Annotated in this window: 15 protein-coding genes and 1 tRNA gene; 4 read left to right on the top strand and 12 right to left on the bottom strand. The window is 72.1% G+C overall.

Going from position 1 to position 17310, the window contains the following annotated elements; all coding sequences use genetic code 11:
- Window positions 1-211: 211 nt before the first annotated feature.
- From ACLQ25_RS20050 to ACLQ25_RS20040, 3 genes are all read right to left on the bottom strand, one after another.
- Window positions 212-1192: a ribose-phosphate diphosphokinase gene (locus tag ACLQ25_RS20050; protein WP_007455396.1), complete on the bottom strand. Its 981-nt coding sequence runs from the start codon at window positions 1190-1192 to the stop codon at window positions 212-214.
- A 57-nt stretch (window positions 1193-1249) separates the two neighbouring features.
- Complete coding sequence (gene glmU, locus ACLQ25_RS20045; RefSeq protein WP_425732338.1) at window positions 1250-2836, bottom strand: bifunctional UDP-N-acetylglucosamine diphosphorylase/glucosamine-1-phosphate N-acetyltransferase GlmU; 1587 nt, start codon at window positions 2834-2836, stop codon at window positions 1250-1252.
- 110 nt (window positions 2837-2946) lie between these two features.
- A tRNA-Gln gene (locus ACLQ25_RS20040) sits at window positions 2947-3018 on the bottom strand.
- Window positions 3019-3440: 422 nt separating this feature from the next.
- Between ACLQ25_RS20040 and ACLQ25_RS20035 the strand changes: the two genes are divergently transcribed.
- Together ACLQ25_RS20035 and ACLQ25_RS20030 are read left to right on the top strand one after the other, a co-directional pair.
- A complete protein-coding gene (locus tag ACLQ25_RS20035; RefSeq protein ID WP_425732337.1) occupies window positions 3441-4406 on the top strand; it encodes an acyl-CoA desaturase in 966 nt (321 codons plus the stop codon).
- A 223-nt stretch (window positions 4407-4629) separates the two neighbouring features.
- Window positions 4630-5316, top strand: a complete 687-nt coding sequence (locus ACLQ25_RS20030; protein ID WP_425732336.1) for a TetR family transcriptional regulator — start codon at window positions 4630-4632, stop codon at window positions 5314-5316.
- Window positions 5317-5324: 8 nt separating this feature from the next.
- On the opposite strand, the gene ACLQ25_RS20025 is transcribed toward ACLQ25_RS20030, so the two are convergent.
- The 7 genes from ACLQ25_RS20025 to ACLQ25_RS19995 all read right to left on the bottom strand — a co-directional run bounded on the left by ACLQ25_RS20025 (window position 5325) and on the right by ACLQ25_RS19995 (window position 11816).
- On the bottom strand, window positions 5325-5801 hold the full coding sequence (locus tag ACLQ25_RS20025; RefSeq protein ID WP_396801032.1) for a DUF4383 domain-containing protein: 477 nt from the start codon (window positions 5799-5801) through the stop codon (window positions 5325-5327).
- A 217-nt stretch (window positions 5802-6018) separates the two neighbouring features.
- Entirely contained in the window at window positions 6019-6474 is a 456-nt protein-coding gene (locus ACLQ25_RS20020; RefSeq protein ID WP_425732335.1) for a DUF4383 domain-containing protein, read from the bottom strand.
- Window positions 6475-6576: 102 nt separating this feature from the next.
- Entirely contained in the window at window positions 6577-8382 is a 1806-nt protein-coding gene (locus ACLQ25_RS20015) for an ABC-F family ATP-binding cassette domain-containing protein (protein WP_425732334.1), read from the bottom strand.
- A gap of 107 nt (window positions 8383-8489) precedes the next feature.
- Complete coding sequence (locus ACLQ25_RS20010; protein ID WP_425732333.1) at window positions 8490-9440, bottom strand: 4-(cytidine 5'-diphospho)-2-C-methyl-D-erythritol kinase; 951 nt, start codon at window positions 9438-9440, stop codon at window positions 8490-8492.
- Window positions 9437-10021, bottom strand: a complete 585-nt coding sequence (locus ACLQ25_RS20005; RefSeq protein WP_425732332.1) for a Uma2 family endonuclease — start codon at window positions 10019-10021, stop codon at window positions 9437-9439. The genes ACLQ25_RS20010 and ACLQ25_RS20005 overlap by 4 nt, the downstream gene beginning before the upstream one ends.
- A 32-nt stretch (window positions 10022-10053) precedes the next feature.
- Window positions 10054-10923, bottom strand: coding sequence for a 16S rRNA (adenine(1518)-N(6)/adenine(1519)-N(6))-dimethyltransferase RsmA (gene rsmA, locus ACLQ25_RS20000; RefSeq protein WP_425732331.1), 870 nt, complete (start codon window positions 10921-10923; stop codon window positions 10054-10056).
- Entirely contained in the window at window positions 10917-11816 is a 900-nt protein-coding gene (locus ACLQ25_RS19995; protein ID WP_425732330.1) for a TatD family hydrolase, read from the bottom strand. Before ACLQ25_RS19995 ends, rsmA begins: the two co-directional genes overlap by 7 nt.
- A 76-nt stretch (window positions 11817-11892) precedes the next feature.
- Here ACLQ25_RS19995 and ACLQ25_RS19990 point away from each other — a divergent pair, with 76 nt between their 5' ends.
- Window positions 11893-13140 (top strand): hypothetical protein, encoded by a 1248-nt coding sequence (locus tag ACLQ25_RS19990; RefSeq protein ID WP_425732329.1) that lies wholly within the window; start codon window positions 11893-11895, stop codon window positions 13138-13140.
- A gap of 43 nt (window positions 13141-13183) precedes the next feature.
- On the opposite strand, the gene metG is transcribed toward ACLQ25_RS19990, so the two are convergent.
- Complete coding sequence (gene metG / locus ACLQ25_RS19985; protein WP_425732328.1) at window positions 13184-14986, bottom strand: methionine--tRNA ligase; 1803 nt, start codon at window positions 14984-14986, stop codon at window positions 13184-13186.
- A 158-nt stretch (window positions 14987-15144) separates the two neighbouring features.
- On the opposite strand from metG, the gene ACLQ25_RS19980 reads away from it, so the two are divergent.
- Window positions 15145-16356: a hypothetical protein gene (locus tag ACLQ25_RS19980; RefSeq protein ID WP_425732327.1), complete on the top strand. Its 1212-nt coding sequence runs from the start codon at window positions 15145-15147 to the stop codon at window positions 16354-16356.
- Between the two features lie 14 nt (window positions 16357-16370).
- On the opposite strand, the gene rsmI is transcribed toward ACLQ25_RS19980, so the two are convergent.
- The gene (gene rsmI, locus ACLQ25_RS19975; protein WP_425732370.1) at window positions 16371-17210 is read right to left on the bottom strand and encodes a 16S rRNA (cytidine(1402)-2'-O)-methyltransferase; all 840 of its coding nucleotides are present in this window, start codon (window positions 17208-17210) and stop codon (window positions 16371-16373) included.
- Between the last annotated feature and the right edge of the window lie 100 nt (window positions 17211-17310).

Genomic DNA, 17310 nt, shown 5'->3' with positions numbered 1-17310 from the left:
CCGCGTCGATGACGGTGCCTCCGTGCGGCGCTCTATCAGCGGCCCGCCGGGCACCCTCGCCGTGGCAACCGCACCAGTCTACCCGAGCCAATTCCCAGCTTTCCGGCAGTCCCCGATCACGGCGCCAGACTGATCCGCCGGCAGTCTTCCCGCCGGCGGATCAGCCCGTTTCGACCAGTTTGTCAGCCTTGCCCGCCGGACCCGGCGATGTTCAGCTCAGACCACCGAAGAGGGTGGTCACCGAGCCGTCGTCGAACACCTCGCGGATCGCCCGCGCCAGCAGCGGCGCGATCGACAGGACGGTCAACTTGTCGAGCTGCTTCTCGGGCGGCAACGGCAGCGTGTTGGTCACCACGACCTCGCTGATCGGGCTGTTCTTCAACCGCTCGGTGGCCGGGTCGGACAGCAGCGCGTGGGTGGACGCCACCACGATCTCCGCCGCCCCCGACTCCTTGAGGATGTCCGCCGCCTTGGCGATCGTCCCACCGGTGTCGATCATGTCGTCGACGATCAGGCAGACCCGACCCTCCACCTCACCGACCACCCGGTTCGCCACCACCTGGTTCGGCTTCATCGGATCGCGGGTCTTGTGGATGAACGCCAACGGGCAGCCGCCCAGCCGGTCCGTCCACCGCTCGGCCACCCGCACCCGACCCGAATCCGGTGCCACCACGGTCATCGGCCGGCCGGCGTACCTGTGCTCGACGTACTCGGCCAGGATGTCCATCGCGAAGAGATGATCCACCGGGCCGTCGAAGAAGCCCTGGATCTGGGCGGTGTGCAGATCGACCGTGAGGATCCGGTTCGCACCGGCGGTCTTCAGCAGGTCCGCCACCAGGCGGGCCGAGATCGGCTCCCGACCACGGTGCTTCTTGTCCTGTCGCGCGTACGGGTAGAACGGCAGCACCACGGTGATCCGCTTCGCCGAACCGCGCTTCAACGCGTCAACCATGATCAGGGTCTCCATGACCCAGGTGTTCACTCCGTGCGTCACGGACTGCACCACGAAGGCGTCCGAACCACGCACCGAATCCTTGAACCGTACGAAGATCTCGCCATTGGCGAACTCGTACGCGTCAGCCGGCGTCGGTGCCACGCCGAGCACCTCGCCGATCTCCTTGGCCAACTCCGGGAAACCCCGTCCGGAGAAGAGCATCAGGCTCTTGCGGTTTTCGGCGACGATGCTGCCCATGGGCCCGTCTGCTCCCGTTTGTCGGCGGTTCCCGGCCCGGTGGTGGTGGGTCGGGGACTATTCGGTTGCAGTATCTCCCGCGCCGGACGCACCGCCCACCGTCTCGGCCCGCCCGTGCATTGCCTCACTGTCACTTGCGGTCCCGGCCGCCTCCGACGCACCCTTCGCGTCGCCGGCTCGCTGCGCACCCTTCGCGTCGCCGGCTCGCTGCGCACCCTTCGCGTCGCGGGCACGCTGGGCGGCCTCGGCCGCCGCCGTACCGGCCCGCCGCATCACGACCCAGCCCTCGATGTTGCGCTGCCGCGCCCGGGCGACGCCCATCGCGCCCGGCGGCACGTCGTCCACGATCACCGAACCGGCCGCCGTGTACGCGCCGTCGCCCACCTCGACCGGCGCCACGAACATGTTGTCCGCGCCGGTCCGGGCATGGCTGCCGATCACCGTACGGTGCTTGTTGACGCCGTCGTAGTTCACGAAGACCGACGCGGCACCGATGTTGCTCTGCTCGCCGATCGTCGCGTCACCCACGTAGGTCAGGTGCGGCACCTTCGAGCCCGCCCCGATCTCGGAGTTCTTCACCTCGACGAACGTGCCGACCTTCGCCTTGTCGGCGAGGCGCGCGGCAGGCCGCAGGTACGCGTACGGCCCCACGCTCGCGCCCGCGCCCACCTCGGCGCCGACCGCGTGGCTGCGCACCACCGACGCGCCCTCGCCGACGATGGTGTCCACCAGCGTGACGTCCGGCCCGACCAGCGCGCCCGCGCCGACGACGGTGGCACCGCGCAGCTGGGTGTTCTGGTCGACCACCGCGTCACGGTCCAGAGCCACCGTCACGTCGATCCAGGTGGTCACCGGGTCGAGCAGGCTCACCCCGGTGCGCATCCACGCCTCGTTGACCCGGTCGCGCAGCAGCCGGCGCAGCGACGCCAGCTCCACCCGGTCGTTGCAGCCCAGCGTCTCGACATGGTCGACGGCCACGTGCACCGCGACCGGCTCGCCGGCCGAGCGGAGCAGGCCGAACACGTCGGTCAGGTACTCCTCGCCCTGGTCGTTGTCCGTGGAGAGCTTGCCCAGGGCGTCGCGCAGCCGGACCGCGTCGAAGGCGTAGATGCCAGCGTTGATCTCGCGGATCGCGCGCTGCGCCGCGTCGGCGTCGCGCTCCTCGACGATCTGCTCCAGCCGGCCGTCGGAGTCCCGGACGATCCGCCCCAGCCCGGTCGGGTCCGGCACCTCGGCGGCCAGCACGGTGGCCGCCGCGGCGGCCTCCTCGTGCGCGGTCACCAGCGCGCCCACCGTCTCCGGGCGCAGCAACGGCACATCTCCGTTGATCACCACCACCGTGCCGGTGCCCTCCGGCACGGCGTCCAACGCGATCCGCACGGCGTGCCCGGTGCCGAGCTGCTCGGCCTGCAGCACGGGGGTGGCGTCGGGGGCGATCTCGGTGAGGTGCGCACGAACCTGGTCGGCGCCGTGGCCGACCACGACGACGGTCCGGTCAGCGGCCAGCGGCGCGGCCGCGCTCAACACGTGGCCCAGCAGGGTACGACCGAGCAGGGGGTGCAGCACCTTGGGCAGTGTCGACTTCATCCGCTTGCCCTCACCGGCGGCAAGTACGACGACGGTACGAAGGTGGGGCTGGGGCACGACGTGGCTCCCGTCGGGACGGCGGACACTCTCGCGGCCATGCTAACCACGAGGCCCGGCACGGTTCCCTCTTACCCCCAGGAGAACCCAAAGCGGACTTCTAGGGACAGCTCGGCCGCCAGGGTTCGAACCTGAAATACGGGTACCAAAGACCCGGGTGTTGCCAATTACACCACGGCCGATCACATCGTCAAGAAGGACGACGCAGCAGGATGCGAATCCCGCCGCTACACCTTAACGCCCGACCTCGTCGACGCCAGCACTCATATCCCTCATGATCCCCTCGATCGCCCACGACATGCGGGTGCCGCGCCCTCGTCCGTGGCGTTCGGGCGCCGCGTCCGAGGCGGTGGCGGCACCCCGCTCCGGAGACGCTGGAGACGGTTGCGCCCGATGCCGCGGCGGTCAAAAATTCACACGGAGGGAAGCTGTTCCACGGCGCGCACGCGAGGCACTTCGACGGCGAGCAAATCGGTCATGACCAGCAGGTTGATACGGGCGTACGACGGTTCTTCGAAAGTTCCTCGTGCGATCTACCGGAGCGTAAGTTACGGTGACGTAGGCGTAGGTTAGTGATCTTTTCCCCTTCCCCCTGCGAGGTCTCATGTCCACCACCGTGCTCGAACCCAACACCACCGGCCCCGGCCCGAAACCGCTCACCGACGGCACCCAGTCCTCCGGGATCCTGGCTGCTCTGTGGGCGTTCGTCGTGATCCCCTTCGTCGCGCTGCTGGTCGCCGTGCCCGTCGCCTGGGGCGGCTGGCTGGGCTGGACGGACGTGATCATCGGCCTGGTCTGGTACGTGGTCTCCGGGCTCGGCATCACGGTGGGTTTCCACCGCTACTTCACGCACGGCTCGTTCAAGGCCAAGCGGTGGCTGCGGGTGACCCTGGCGGTCGCGGGTTCGCTGGCGGTGCAGGGCGAGATCATCCAGTGGGTGGCCGACCACCGGCGGCACCACGCGTTCTCCGATCTGGAGGGTGACCCGCACTCGCCGTGGCGTTTCGGCACGAGCGTCTGGGCGCTGACCCGGGGCCTGTTCCACGCCCACGTGGGATGGCTGTTCCGCCGCGAGTTGTCCAACCGGGAGCGTTTCGCGCCGGACCTGATCGCCGACCGGGACATCAGCCGGGTGGACCGGCTCTTCCCCGCGCTGGTGGCCGTCTCACTGCTCGGCCCGGCGCTGATCGGGGGCCTGGTGACCTGGTCGTGGCAGGGCGCGCTCACCGCGTTCTTCTGGGCCGGGCTGGTCCGGGTGGGCCTTCTGCACCACGTCACCTGGGCGATCAACTCGGTCTGCCACGTGTACGGCGAGCGTCCGTTCGCGATGCGCCAGGGCGACCGCGCGTCGAACTTCTGGCCGCTGGCGATCCTGTCGTTCGGTGAGAGCTGGCACAACCTGCACCACGCCGACCCGACCAGCGCGCGGCACGGTGTGCTGCGGGGTCAGGTGGACATCTCGGCGCGGGTGATCTGGTTCTTCGAGAAGATCGGCGCGGCGTCGCAGGTCCGCTGGCCGAAGCCCGAACGCATCGCGGCCAAGCTCGTGAAGCCGGTCGCACCCCGGTAAACCGGGCGGTGCCACGGCGGGTCGCCTGGCAGGATGGCCGGATGACCGAGCGACGCGGGGGGACCGGACGGCTCGGCGGACGGGGGCCGCGCCCGACCCGGGTACGGTCGCACGGCACGGCAGGGCGGTCGGGGCCGCCCGCCAGTGAGGCGACGACGTGAGCGGGCACAGCGGAAACACCATTCCACGGCAGGGCGTGACCGAGCGCCAGCGAGGCGGCGACATGCCCGAGGTGACTGACGAGCCGGCCGGCCGGCGGCCGGCGCCGGCCGCGGCGGCGAAACCCAAGCCCACCTCCCGGGTACGGATGTCGGCGGCGCAGCGTCGGGAGCAGTTGATCGCGATCGGCCGGCAACTGTTCGCCGAGCGCGGTTTCGACGCCACCTCGATCGAGGAGGTGGCGGCCCGCGCCAAGGTCTCCAAGCCGGTGATCTACGAGCACTTCGGCGGCAAGGAAGGGCTCTACGCGGTCGTGGTCGACCGGGAGGTCCGGGCCCTGCTGGACCGGATCACCACAGCGCTGACGGCGGGGCATCCGCGGGAGTTGTTGGAGCAGGCGGCGCTGGCCCTGCTGGGCTACATCGAGGAGGAGACGAGCGGGTTCCGGGTGCTGGTCCGCGAGTCGCCGCTGATGTCCGGCACGGCCACTTTCAGCAGCGTGATGAACGACGTCGCACACCAGGTCGAGCACATCCTCGGCGCCGAGTTCAAGAGCCGGGGGTACGACCCGAAGCTGGCCGAGCTCTACTCGCAGGCGCTGGTGGGCATGGTCGCGTTGACCGGCCGCTGGTGGCTGGAGGTGCGCAAGCCGCGCAAGGAGACGGTGGCGGCGCACCTGGTCAACATGGCGTGGAACGGGTTGTCGCACCTGGAGGCGAAACCCACGCTGATCACCGCCCGCCGGCACTGACCCCGGTCTCAGCTCCGGTGCGCGTCCGCCACCGGGTGTTTGCGGCGTTCCAACTCCGCCTCGGCGTGCTCCGACGGGCCGACCTTGTCGTAGAGGCCGGTCCCGAGCAGGATCAGGCCGAACAGCATCGACACGATCACGGTCGACATCGAGAAGTTGAGGAAGTTCGCGTCGGTCTGCAGCACGGACATCATCAGGATGCTGGTCACCAGGAACACCACCCCGGCGGTGAGGTTCATGTAGTGGCCGAGGTTGGTGCGCCGGGACGCCCCGATGATCAGGACGACTCCGAAGACCACGGAAGCGAGCGAGAAGGCCAGGTTGGTCCGTAGCCCGAGGGCCCAGGTGCTGGTGCGGGCGAAGAGCGGGTCACCGATCGTCTCGGCCACCCCCCAGACGCCGAAGACCAGGATGTACACGCCGATCAGCCCGGAGAGCACCCGGTAGAGCGGCCGTGCCGGATGGTTGACCGGAAAGTGCGGCATACCCGAGACCCCCTGACGTGACTGATTCAGGGGAATTGTCGCCCAAGAAAACGGGCATGTCAGGCGAACCACCGACGGTTGGGTCCGCCCGGAAGGGCTGGACCAGGTCAGGTTTTCGCCGGAGCCCGAGCTGCGCGGGGATCAAGCCTGACCGCCCGGAGCAGCTCGGGCTCCGGCGAAAACCCACGACCGCAACCACGAAGCAACCAAAAAGAACTCAGAGCACCAACCGAGCCTTCTGGAACGCCTCCGCCTCCTCGTCCGTGCCGACCTTGCCGTACATGCCGGCCATGAGCAGGACCAGGGAGGCCGCCAGCAGCACCATCACCGTGACGACGCTGAAGTTGAAGACGTTGGCGTCGGTACGGATGAACGCGAGACCGCCGAGGCCGATCACCATCAGGGCGTACGCCATCCACTGGTTGACCGCCACGTCGATGTTGCGGCCGAGCGCGGCGCCGACCAGGACGACGAGCCCGAGCAGCACGCTGAGCAGCGAGAAGCCGAGGTTGGTGCCCTGACCGAGGACGCGGGTGTCGTCCTGCGCGAGGACCTCGTTGCCGGCGCTCGCGATGATGCCGAGCACGCCGAAGACCACCAGGTACAGACCGGTCAGCCCGCCGATCGCCCGGTAGATCGGCCGCGCGGGGTGGTTGATGGGGGTGTGGGCCATGTCTGGGTCTCCAACGCCGTGGGGTGAGGTGTCGCCGATGATTGTCCCGCATGTGCCGGTGTGACGCCGCACACGGCCCCCGCGCCGGCGTGCCCGGGCAGGTCAGCCCTCGGGCAACTCCTCGGCCAGGGTCATCCAGCTCTCCTCGATCCGTTCCCGCTCGGCGCGCAGGTCCTTGAGCTGGGTGTCCAGCTCGGCGACCCGGGCGTAGTCGGTGGCGTCGGCGGCGAGTTGGTCGAGCAGGGTCGACTCGCGCTGGTCGAGCTTGCCGAGTTGCCGTTCGAGGCGGGTCAGCTCCTTGCGGCCCTGGCGTACCTCGGCGGCGGACATGCCGCTCGCGGCCGGGCCGGTGGGCGCGGCGGTCGGGGTGCCGCCCGCCCGGGTGGAGCCGGCCCGCTCGGCGGTCCGGGCGAGGTACTCGTCGACGCCACCGGGCAGGTGCACCAGCCGGCCGTCGCCGAACATCCCGTACGCGGTGTCGGTGACGCGTTCGATCAGGTAGCGGTCGTGGCTGGCCACGATGATCGTGCCCGGCCACGAGTCGAGCAGGTCTTCGAGCGCGGCCAGGGTGTCGGTGTCCAGGTCGTTGGTCGGCTCGTCGAAGAGCAGCACGTTGGGCTCGGCGGCGAGCAGCCGCAGCATCTGCAGACGGCGGCGCTCACCGCCGGAGAGGTCGCTGACGGGCGTCCAGAGCCGCCGGTCGTCGAAGCCGAAGACCTCGGCGAGCTGCGCGGCGGAGACCTCACGGTCGCCGAGTTGCACGCGGCGGGCGACCTCCTCGACGGCTTCGAGCACCCGCAGGTGTCCGGGCAACTCGGCGAGTTCCTGGGACAGGAACGCCGGGCGGACCGTGGAGCCGGTGGTGAGGCGGCCACCGTCCGGCCGGGTGATGCCGGCGAGCATTCGCAGCAGCGTGGTCTTGCCGGCGCCGTTGGCGCCGAGGATGGCGATCCGGTCACCGGGACCGATCAGCCAGGTGGCGTCGCGCAGGATCTCCTTCGGGCCGGCGTGCAGCTCGACGTCCGTGAGCTCGTACACCTGTTTTCCGAGGCGGGAGACGGCCATGCGCTGCAACGACATGGTGTCGCGGGCCGGCGGCACGTCGGCGATCAGCGCGTTGGCCGCGTCGATGCGGAACTGCGGCTTGGAGGTGCGGGCGGGCGGGCCGCGCCGCAGCCAGGCGATCTCCTTGCGGAGCAGGTTCTGCCGGCGGGCCTCGGTGGCGGCGGCGACCCGTTCCCGCTCGACGCGGGCGAGGGTCCAGGCGGCGAAGCCACCCTCGTACGCGCGGACGGTCTGGTCGGCGACCTCCCAGGTGGTGGTGCAGACGGCGTCCAGGAACCACCGGTCGTGGGTGACCACGACGAGGGCGCCCTTGCGGCCGACCAGGTGGCGGGCCAGCCAGTCGACACCGCCGACGTCGAGGTGGTTGGTGGGCTCGTCGAGGATCAGCAGGTCCGAGTCGCGCACGAGCAGCGCGGCGAGCGCCACCCGCCGCCGTTCCCCGCCGGACATCGGGCCGACCGGCTGGTCGAGGCCGAGGTGCGGCATGCCGAGGCCGTCGAGGATGTTGCGGACACCGGCGTCGCCGGCCCACTCGTGCTCGGCGCCCATGCCCTCGCCCAGCCAGGCGGTGCCGAGCACCACGTCCCGGACGGTCGCGTCGGGGGCGAGGGTGAGCTGCTGCGGCAGCCAGAGCACGCGCAGGTCACGACGGTGGGTGACCCGACCGTCGTCGGGGTCCTCCTGCTTGGTGAGCAGCCGCAGCAGGGTGGACTTGCCGGCGCCGTTCAGGCCGACCACACCGATCCGGTCGGCGTCGTCCAGGCCGAGCGAGACGTCCGTGAGCAGCCGCCCGGCGGCGCCGTACCCCTTGGACACCCGGTCCAGATTGACGATGTTGGCCACGTTCCACCCTTCAAGATCAAGGCGTCCGGGTGCCGGCGGGCACCTCGGGACGCCTGACCCAAGGGTACGCGGACGTCCCGGCCGTCCGCGCCGGCCGGGGAGCGCCGTCAGACGACGCGCGCGCCCGCCACCGGGCCGTGTGCGACCCGCGCCTCCCGACACACGTCGGCGCTGGTCAGCTCGGCGGCGATCCGTTCGGCGTCGGCGGCGTCGGTGGCGAGGAAGACGCAGGTGGGGCCGGAGCCGGAGACGATGCCGGTGAGCGCGCCGGCAGCCTCGCCGGCCTTCAGGGTGTCGGCCAGCGCGGGGCGCATCGCGAGCGCCGCGTCCTGGAGGTCGTTGCCGAGCGTACGGGCGAGGACCCGGGGGTCGCGCTGGCGCAGCGCACCGAGCAGGGCGTCAGTGCTGCCCAGCGGTGTGCTGGCGGTGCCGGAATCGCGCAGCCGGTCCAGCTCGCGGTACGCGGCCGGCGTGGACAGACCGCCGTCGGCGATCGCCACCACCCAGTGCCAGGACATCGGCCGGACCAGCACCGGGCTGACCGCCTCGCCGCGTCCGGTGCCCAGCGCGGTGCCCCCGTAGACGAGGAACGGCACGTCCGAGCCGAGGTCGGCGGCGATCCCGGCCAGCTCGTCACGGGACAACCCGGTGCCCCAGAGCGTGTCGCAGGCCACCAGCGCGGCGGCCGCGTCGGCGCTGCCGCCGGCCAGCCCACCGGCGAGGGGAATCTGCTTGCGCAGGTGCAGCCGGGCGTGCGGCAGGACACCGGCGTACCCGGCCAGGGCGTGTGCCGCCCGGATCACCAGGTTGGAGTCGTCCAGGGCAAGCTCACCGGTGCCCTCGCCCTCCATCGTGAGGGCGAGGGTGTCGCCCCGGCGGGCGGTCAGCTCGTCGTAGATGGAGATCGCGTGGTAGACGGTGTTCAGCTCGTGGTAACCGTCGCGGCGCAGCGGCCCCACCCCGAGGTGCAGGTTGACCTTCGCGGGCACCCGCACCCGTACCGGGCCGATGGCCCCGCGCCGCTCGTCCTCGTCGTCCGGTCGCCAGGCCTCAGTCACGGGGCGATGTCCCGCACGCGCAGGCGGATGTCGAACGGCTTGGCCACGATCAGCTCCTCGACGGAGTCGGCGGCCAGCTCGTACCGGCCGTCAACCAGGTTGTACGCGTACACGTGCAGCGGATTCTGCTCGATCCGCCAGTAGTGCCGGATACCGGCGTCGGCATAGTCGGCCGGCTTCTCCAGCCGGTCCCGGCGACGGGTGCCCGGCGAGACGACCTCGACGGCGAGCACGACCTGCTCAGCCTCGAAATAGTGGTGGTCGGCCGCGACCGGACGCTTCAACAGGACGACGTCGGGTTCGAGAGTGTTCCGATAGTTGATCGCCACGCCGACGGCGGTGGCAGGCGTCAGGTCTTCCGGCGCGTGCTGCCGCAGCCACATCCACAACAGGTTGCCGATGTTCTGGTGACCAAAGGTCGGGGAGGGGACCACGACGAGGACTCCGTCACGTAGCTCGACGCGGGGGGCGTCGTCGGGCAGGGTCAGCACATCCTCGATGGTGTGGTTGGCCAACCGCTGCCGGACGGGATCAGGGCTCCACATGCCGTGGGCGGCGGGCTCGATCGGCTGCGCGGTCACTCGTACACCTCCTCGGCGGGCACGGCGTCAGCCTACTTCGCGGCCGGCGTACCGGCCGGAGCCGACGCGGCGATGGCCGCGAACTGCTCCACGGTCAGCGACTCGCCGCGGGCGCCGGGGTCGACGCCGGCGGCGGTGAGGGCGGCCTCGGCCCGGTCCGGGCCGCCGGCCCAGCCGGCGAGCGCCGCGCGCAGGGTCTTGCGGCGTTGCGCGAACGCCGCGTCCACCACGGCGAAGACCCGCTTGCGGGGTACGTCGGGTCGGGGCGGCTCGTGACAGGTGAAGGCGACCAGACCGGAGTCGACGTTGGGGACCGGCCAGAACACGTTCGGCGGTACCCGCCCGGCGCTGCGGGCGTCGGCGTACCAGGCGAGCTTGACCGACGGGATGCCGTACACCTTGGAGCCGGGACCGGCGACGAGCCGGTCGGCGACCTCCTTCTGCACCATCACCAGACCGTGCCGCAGGCTGGGGAGCTCGGCGAGCAGGTGCAGCACCACGGGCACGGCGACGTTGTACGGCAGGTTCGCGACCAGCGCGGTCGGCGGCGGGTCGGCCAGCTCGGCGGCGGTGACGCGCAGCGCGTCGGCGCGGTGCACGGTGAGCCGGTCGGCGTCCGCTCCGGCGTGCCGCGCGGCGGTCTCCGGTAGCGCGGCCGCGAGCGTGGGATCGATCTCCACGGCGTGCACGTGCCCGGCGGCCGGCAGCAGTCCCAGGGTGAGCGAGCCGAGGCCGGGGCCGACCTCCAGCGCCACGTCGTCGGGCGTCAGGCCGGCGGCGGTCACGATCCGCCGGACGGTGTTCGGGTCGTGCACGAAGTTCTGGCCCAGCTTCTTGGTGGGCGCGACGCCGAGCCGGTTGGCGAGTTCCCGGATCTCCGCCGGGCCGAGGAGGCTCACCACGGGCCGAAGGCCCGTTCGCCGTTGGCGGAGATGGCCGTGCACAGCGCGTCCAGGTCGCTGCCGGTGGTCGCGGCGAGGGCGCGGACGGTCAGCGGGATCAGGTACGACGCGTTCGGCCGGCCCCGGTGCGGCGTCGGGGTGAGGTAGGGGGCGTCGGTCTCCACCAGGATCTGGTCCAGCGGTGTGAGCGCGGCGGCCTCGCGCAGGGCGGTGGCGCTGCCGAAGGTGACGGTGCCGGCGAAGCTGAGCAGGTAGCCACGGCGCACACACTCGCGGGCGAACTCGGCGTCGCCGGAGAAGCAGTGCAGCACCACCGTGTCCGGTGCGCCCGCGTCGTCGAGAATCCGCAGCACGTCCGCGTGGGCGTCCCGGTCGTGGATGACCAACGCCTTGCCGTAACGCTTGGCGATGGCGATGTGGGCCCGGAAGCTCTCCTCCTGCGCGGCCCGCCCCTCGTCGCCGGTGCGGAAGAAGTCCATGCCGGTCTCGCCGATCCCCCGGACCCGGTCGCGGGCGGCCAACGACTCGATCTCCCGCAACGCCTCGTCGAGATCGGCCAGCCGGGGCGCCTCGTTGGGGTGCAGCGCCACGGTGGCCAGCACGGCCCGATGCCGGTCGGCGATGTCGGCGCCCCAGCGCGAGGAGGCGACGTCCACGCCCACCTGGACCAGCCGGTTCACCCCGACCGTCGTGGCCAGGTCGACCGCCACGGCGACCGGGTCGTCGGCCGGTCCGCCACCCGGTACGCCGGCTTCACTCACCGTGATGTCCAGGTGGGTGTGGCTGTCCAGCACCGGCCGGGGCAGCGGCTCGGGGGCGGGCGGGAACTCTCCGGCCCGCCGGGCGGCACGCTCGCGGCGGGTTTCAGTCGGCTCGCTCATCAGCGACAGCATCACACACCGGCGTCGTCCACCCGCCCGCCACCCGGCGTTCACCTCGACTACGCCGCGCGACTCTACCGTCGCGGCAATGACGGTCACACCTCACGCGAGCGACGCGGCCGGCGAGCGGATCGGCCTGCGGGTGGCGTTCGGCGGGGACGTGTACCCCGCCGAGGAGATCGCCCGGGGCGCCGCGTACGAGCTGTTCAGCGCCGAGGAGGTGGCCGGCTTCGAACGGGCGCCCCGCCCGGGCAGCGCCCTGCCGTGGCATCGGTTCGTGCACGTCACCGAGGTGAACGCGGTGCACGGGGCAGTCGAGGCGGCCGAGGAGCCGGAGACGCCGCTGATGCTGCCGGCGCACCGGGAGCACGGTTGGTCGCACGTACACCAGCTCAGCCAGCAGCCGTCCGCGGCGGGTGACCCGGTGTTGGCCGCGGTGCGCGCCTCGGCGGTGGTGCGGCGCGGAACCCGGATGGTGAAGATGCTCTCCGCGCGGCAGCTCGCCGGGTACGTGCGGGGCTGGCTGCCGCACGGCTTCTGCTACCGGGAGCACGACGTGGCGCACCTGCGCACGCCGGCGACGACCGCCGTGCTGCGCACCGACGGGGACGTCGGGCGGGACGGATCGGACGTGGCGTACGCGCTGCGCTGGCGGGCGGCCGACCCGGGCGACTACGACGTGCCGGTGGGCGAGGCGCACCGGGGCCTGACCGCGCTCAGCTCCCGGGACCGCGTGGGCCCCTCGGTGCTTGGCACCGGTTTCGCGCCGAGCAACGGCCAGCTCATCCCGGAGTTCGTGACCCGGGACTTCGCCGACCTGCCGATGCCGGCGAACGCGACGCTGCTGGCGTACCCCGCCGAGGGGGTGGAGGTGGTGCTCTACAGCTACCAGGCCGAGCAGCGCGCGTGGCTGCGGATGGTCGGCCCGCAGTGGCGGCACCTGCTGGCCGCGGTCCCCGGCCTCTCCCCCGACCAGGAGTTCGTGCCGACCGGCGACGCCCCGCGCTCCACCCAGCTCGTCGGCCTCTACGGCGACACGGAGTACGAGGCGGTGGCCGACCTGCCCGGAGGTTTCCGGGTGCTGGCGATGACCCGGGCGGCCCGCTACCCGGTGGAGGCGGTGGCCCGCCGGCTCCGGTTCGCCACCTGGCGGGGCGTGTCGTGCCTGGTGTTGCGCGAGGAGGCCGGCTGGCTGCGGTTACGGCTGCGCCACCCCGACCCGGAGGCAGTGGTCAACACCGGCGCGCAGTGCCACGACCGGGGCGTCTACGAGACCTGGGCGCCGGGCGTCGAGGTCACCGAAGACCAGGTCATGGACACCCGGTACGCGCTCTGACGGCACGCGGCGGCAGGACGTGCCGCCGCGTGCCGTCCAACACTCAGCTGGTCAGGCGGGCCAGCTCCTCGTCGACGATCGACGGGTCGAGCTTGCGGAACACCGGCGTCGGCGCGGTCAGCGGACGGCCGGTCTCGATCGGCACCGACTCCCAGCGCGCGCCCACCGTGTAGTCCCCGGTGAGCACCGGGTACGACGGACCCCCGTCCAGGTCGTCGACCTGCTCGATGACGGGCATCGGCGCGTGTACGCCGGTGCCGCCGAGCAGCTCGTACACCTTCTGCGCGGAGTGCGGCAGGAACGGGGTGAGCAGCGTGTTGGCGTCGCTGACCACCTGGAGGGCGACGTGCAGGATGGTGCCCTGGCGGGGCTTGTCGGCCTCGGCCTTGAGCTTCCACGGCGCCTGCTCGGAGAGGTACTTGTTCGCCTCGGCGACCACCCGCATGGCCTCACCGATGGCCTGCTTCTGCCGGTGCCGGCCGATCAGGTCACCGACCGTGTCGAAGCCGGCCCGGGCGACGGCGAGCAGCGCCTCGTCGGCCTCCGTGAGCCCGGCCGGGTCGACCGGCGGGATCGCCCCGAAGTTCTTCGCCGCCATCGAGACGCACCGGTTGACCAGGTTGCCCCAGCCGGCGACCAGCTCGTCGTTGTTGCGGCGCAGGAACTCCGCCCAGGTGAAGTCGGTGTCGTTGCTCTCCGGCCCGGCGGCGGCGATGAAGTAGCGCAGCGCGTCGGCGTCGTAGCGCTCCAGAAAGTCCCGGACGTAGATGACCACCTTGCGGGACGAGGAGAACTTGCGCCCCTCCATGGTCAGGTACTCGCTGGAGACAACCTCGGTGGGCAGGTTCAGCCGGCCCAGCTCGCCCGGCTCACCGTCGCGGGAGCCCTCACCGGAGTAGCCGGAGAGCAGCGCCGGCCAGATCACCGAGTGGAAGACGATGTTGTCCTTGCCCATGAAGTAGTAGGACTGGGCGTCCTTGCCCGCGCCGTCGGCGGACCAGTACTTCCGCCACGCGTCCGGGTCGCCGGAGCGGCGGGCCCACTCGATCGAGGCCGACAGGTAACCGATCACCGCGTCGAACCAGACGTAGATCCGCTTGTCGGGGCGGTCGCGCCAGTCGTCGAGCGGGATCGGCACACCCCACTCCAGGTCGCGGGTGATCGCCCGGGGCTGGAGGTCGTCGAGCAGGTTGCGGGAGAACCGCAGCACGTTGGGCCGCCACCCCTCGCGGGTGTCCAGCCACTGCCGCAGCACCTCGGCCAGGGCGGGCAGGTCCAGGAAGAAGTGCTCGGTCTCGACGAACTTCGGGGTCTCACCGTTGATCCGCGACTTCGGGTCGATCAGGTCGATCGGGTCGAGCTGGTTGCCGCAGTTGTCGCACTGGTCGCCGCGGGCGCTGTCGTAGCCGCAGATCGGGCAGGTGCCCTCGATGTACCGGTCGGGCAGGGTGCGCCCGGTGGACGGCGAGATCGCGCCCATGGTGGTCTTGGGCACGATGTAGCCGTTGCGGTACATCCCCTCGAACAACTCCTGCACCACGGCGTAGTGGTTGCGGGTGGTGGTGCGGGTGAACAGGTCGTAGGAGAGGCCGAGGCCGTGCAGGTCCTCCACGATCACCCTGTTGTACCGGTCGGCCAGCTCGCGCGGGGTGACCCCGTCGGCGTCGGCCTGCACCTGGATGGGGGTGCCGTGCTCGTCGGTGCCGGAGACCATGAGCACGTCGTGGCCGGCCATCCGCATGTACCGGGCGAAGACGTCGGAGGGAACGCCGAAACCGGAGACGTGGCCGATGTGGCGGGGGCCGTTGGCGTACGGCCAGGCCACTGCCGCGAGAACGTGACTCATGAGCAGCAAGCCTAGTGACCCGTCCGGCGGGCCCGCGAACCAATAGGGGGTGACGGGTCGACGGACCGGGCCGAGCCCCTCGGCCTTTGGTCCGATTTGTCGCCGACACGCGGTCCAGCTGCCCGTTCGGCCCCCGCTGCCGGTGTGCAATGAACCTCGTGACTGGCAGACGAGCGGCTCGGGACCATGACGAACGTCCCACCGGGCCGGCGGTCGACGACGAGCCCGGCAGGGCGTCCGAGGCGTCCCGGGGCGGCGCGGTCGCGCCCCAACCCCGCCCGGTGCCCGCCGCCGACCCGACCGCCGCCACCCGCCCGGACCCCGCGCCGAGCCCGACGCCACGGCCGGGCGCCGCGCCGGACCCCGCGCCACGCGCCGGTGCCGGGTCGCGGCCGAGCCCCACCCCCCGGCCACCGACGCCAACCCCGGCGCGCCCCAGCCCGACTGCGCCCACGCCCAGCCCGGCCCGGCCGCACCCGCCAGGCCCGGCCGCCGAGAGGCCACCGGCCGGCTCGTACGCCGAAGGGCCACCGGCCGGCCCGGCCGCCGAGAGGCCACCGGCCGGCTCGTACGCCGGGACGGCGGCGGCCAGGAGCACGACGCCCGCCGCTGTCGAACCGGGTCAGGCGGCGACGGCCGAGGTGGAGCCGACCACCGGGGCGCCGGTGGACGCGCTGCCGCGCCGGGTGCCGGTCCGTCAGCAGAGCCGCGGCCGGGACGCGTACCGCTCCGACGGGACGGAGCCGCCGGACGACGGCGGTGCCTTCTGGGCGCCGATCGAGGAGGTGCACTGGGACGGCACCCCGGTCCGGGAGGACCCCGCTCCCCGGCCCCGCACCCCGGCGACGGGTCGTCGCGCCACCGCACGGACGGCCGTACCGCCCGACCCACTGGTCGGATTGGCCGTGCTGGTGCTGTTGAGCCTGGTCACCGCGTTCTTCGCCTGGGTCAGCGCGGGACCGTTCTGGCTCGCCGTCGGGCATGCGCGCGACGGCACCGTGGTCATCGACTCCTGCGCCGGCGGTGGCCTCACCCAGCGTTGCCGGGGGATCTTCACGGCGGACGAGGGACGGTTCCTGGCATTCGGCGTACGCGTCAGTGGCGTGCCCGCCGGGGGCGGCGCACCCGGGACCGCGCACCGGGCACGGATGACCGGACCGGACGGCAGCGCCGCGTACGCCGACACCGGCGCGAGCCGGCACCTGCGCTGGCTGCCCGGGTTGGTGGTGGTGCTCGGCTGCGCCGCCGGCATCGTGCGGTGGACCGGGTCGGCCCGGCTGCCCGGCCGGCGACACCGCCGGTGGGCGGTGACCGCCGCGCTCGCCGGCCCGACGCTGATCACCCTCGGCTTCCTGGCCGCCGCCTGGTGAGCGCGGCGGAGGGGTCAGCTGTGCACGATCGTGTAGACCTCGCGGCGGCGGAGGGCGTACTCGGTCGCGACATCGGTGATGGCGTCCCGGCGGGACCGTCCGGCGGCCTCCCGCTCGGCGACCGCGGCGCGCAGGGTCTCGTCGTCGGGGCGTTCCGCGGCGGTCACCGGCGCGCCGGCCACCACCAGGGTGATCTCCCCGCGCGGCTCGGTCTCCGAGGCCCAGCGGGCCAGCTCACCGAGAGGACGACGGAGAACCTCCTCGTACGTCTTGGTCAGCTCCCGGCAGAGCGCGGCCGGCCGGTCCGCACCGAACGTGCCCGCCAGGTCGGTGAGCGCCGCGCCGATCCGGTGCGGCGCCTCGAAGAAGACGAGGGTGCGCTCCTCGGCGGCGAGCGCGCGCAGGCGGGACCGGCGGGCGCCTCCGGCCCGGGGTAAGAATCCCTCGAAGCAGAACCGGTCGCAGGGCAGCCCGGAGACGGCGAGAGCGGTGGTCACCGCGCTGGGCCCGGGGGCGACGGTGACCAAGGCGCCAACCTCCAGCGCGGCCCGGACCAGCCGATATCCCGGGTCGGAGACGCTCGGCATGCCGCCGTCGGTCACCAGCGCCACCGCGTACCCGCCGAGGATGACCTCGACGAGTTCGGGCGTACGCCGTTCCTCGTTGCCCTCGAAGTAGGAGACGATGCGGCCTCCGACGGTGATGTCGAGGTCGCGAGCCAGCCGGGTGAGGCGGCGGGTGTCCTCGGCGGCCACCACGTCGGCGCTGGCCAGCACCTCGCGGAACCGGACCGAGGCGTCGGCGGGGTTGCCGAGCGGGGCGCCGAGCAGGATCAGGCGTCCAGCTTCGGACATTTCACCCACGACATCGTCTCCTTCATCGACAGCGGATACCGGTATCAGGGACGACGGGCGCCACAGGACACCCTGGCAGCCTACGATCGCCGGGTGACGA

This window comes from Micromonospora sp. DT44, assembly GCF_049841635.1.
In the GTDB taxonomy this organism is placed as follows: domain Bacteria; phylum Actinomycetota; class Actinomycetes; order Mycobacteriales; family Micromonosporaceae; genus Micromonospora.
This window is presented reverse-complemented; position numbering and strand designations above follow the sequence as displayed.

Bases quoted from the DNA above. Each gene is read 5' to 3' on its own strand.
- ACLQ25_RS19995 (WP_425732330.1), bottom strand. From the start codon at position 11,816: ATGCTGTCGCTGATGAGCGAGCCGACTGAAACCCGCCGCGAGCGTGCC.
- ACLQ25_RS19990 (WP_425732329.1), top strand. From the start codon at position 11,893: ATGACGGTCACACCTCACGCGAGCGACGCGGCCGGCGAGCGGATCGGC.
- ACLQ25_RS20030 (WP_425732336.1), top strand. From the start codon at position 4,630: ATGCCCGAGGTGACTGACGAGCCGGCCGGCCGGCGGCCGGCGCCGGCC.
- ACLQ25_RS20035 (WP_425732337.1), top strand. From the start codon at position 3,441: ATGTCCACCACCGTGCTCGAACCCAACACCACCGGCCCCGGCCCGAAA.
- ACLQ25_RS20020 (WP_425732335.1), bottom strand. From the start codon at position 6,474: ATGGCCCACACCCCCATCAACCACCCCGCGCGGCCGATCTACCGGGCG.
- ACLQ25_RS20025 (WP_396801032.1), bottom strand. From the start codon at position 5,801: ATGCCGCACTTTCCGGTCAACCATCCGGCACGGCCGCTCTACCGGGTG.
- ACLQ25_RS20050 (WP_007455396.1), bottom strand. From the start codon at position 1,192: ATGGGCAGCATCGTCGCCGAAAACCGCAAGAGCCTGATGCTCTTCTCC.
- metG (WP_425732328.1), bottom strand. From the start codon at position 14,986: ATGAGTCACGTTCTCGCGGCAGTGGCCTGGCCGTACGCCAACGGCCCC.
- rsmI (WP_425732370.1), bottom strand. From the start codon at position 17,210: ATGTCCGAAGCTGGACGCCTGATCCTGCTCGGCGCCCCGCTCGGCAAC.